The organism is Streptomyces sp. NPDC002130, from assembly GCF_040296465.1.
Classification (GTDB): Bacteria; Actinomycetota; Actinomycetes; order Streptomycetales; family Streptomycetaceae; genus Streptomyces.
In genome coordinates this window covers 1-1,217 of sequence record NZ_JBEOXI010001021.1, presented here as the reverse complement: position 1 = coordinate 1,217, position 1,217 = coordinate 1, and the positions used below count along the sequence as shown (strand labels likewise).

Sequence of the window (1,217 nt, the reverse complement as noted above, 5' to 3'; positions counted from 1 at the left end):
GTTCATTCACCAACAGCCGTTCATTCACCAACGGCCCTCCATCACCAACGGCCCTTCATTCACCAACAGCACGCGCGACGTCGCGAAAAGCGTCGAGAACCACTCCGACAGCCGGACTGCGGTTGGCATGTAACCGAGTTGCCAATTCATAAACGCGGGCAGCGCGCACTCCCGCCACCGGTTTCCTCGACACTCCGGGATGCGTGATCGCGTATCGCGGCATCAAAGCCACGCCGTGGCCGGCCGCCACCAGTTCTTCGATGACGCGGAAATCGTTTATCCGATGAGCGACGCGAGGCTGGACGCCGGTCACGGACGCAACCGACAACAGAACGTCGTCGACCGGAAACCCGCCGCGCACGCTGATCCAGTTCTCGTCGGCCAATTGCTCCAACCGAACCGAATCCTGCTCGGCGAGTGGATGATCAGGCCGCAGCACCAGATCGATCGGTTCACGCATCAGCGGTTGAACGCTGACCCGGGGAAACGACGTCTCGGCTCCGCGTTCGTCACGGTGAGTGAGGATCACGTCGTGATCGGCCAACAGCCCAGGGACGGCCGACGCCGGTTTGTCGACATCGTAGGCGTCGATGTCCACGTCCGAGTTCTTCAGCGCCGTCAGGACACCGGGCAGCAGGAGAGCCGCGCCGGAAGGAAAGAACGCGACTCGCACCTTTCCCCGCGGCGAGCCTCGGTACGACGCCATCTCGTCCGCTGCCCGGTCTAGCGCCGCCACCACGTCGTCGGCGCGAAGCACCAGCGCTCGACCCGCGTCGGTGAGGCGCAGCGTGCGCCCGTCCGGTTCGAGGAGCGAGACCCCCGCTTCTCGTCCGAGGATCTTGAGTTGTTGCGAGACCGCTGACGGCGTCATCGACAGAGCGAGAGCAGTGGCACCGACAGTTCCTCGATCGGCGAGCTCGCGGAGGATTCGCAAACGTGTGGCGTCCATCTAGTGACCAGCTTCTTTGTAGCGCCCTGCATCCATGTAGCAAAACTACATGGATAGTGCATCTATATTCGCTTGTTCTGATGCTTTGTACGGCTCACGATTAACGTCATGACTCCCCGCGACCGTCTCCTCGGCCTGACCGTGATCGTCTTGTGGGGTCTGAACTTCCTGGCCATTCGTGTCGGCCTGGATCATTTCCCACCGTTCTTCTTCGCTGCGCTGCGGTTCCTGATCATCGCGGTTCCGGTGGTCATCTTCGTGCCGCGTC

General features: G+C 62.1%; 2 protein-coding genes. One reads left to right on the top strand and one right to left on the bottom strand.

Annotated elements, in window-relative coordinates:
* Positions 1-55: 55 nt before the first annotated feature.
* Positions 56-949: a LysR family transcriptional regulator gene (locus ABT116_RS48010; protein ID WP_162114058.1), complete on the bottom strand. Its 894-nt coding sequence runs from the start codon at positions 947-949 to the stop codon at positions 56-58.
* 108 nt (positions 950-1,057) lie between these two features.
* Between ABT116_RS48010 and ABT116_RS48005 the strand changes: the two genes are divergently transcribed.
* A partial coding sequence (locus ABT116_RS48005) for an EamA family transporter (RefSeq protein ID WP_351647799.1) occupies positions 1,058-1,217 on the top strand: 160 nt, incomplete at its 3' end.

Coding starts and splice junctions, on each gene's coding strand:
- ABT116_RS48010 (WP_162114058.1), bottom strand. CDS start 949: ATGGACGCCACACGTTTGCGAATCCTCCGCGAGCTCGCCGATCGAGGA.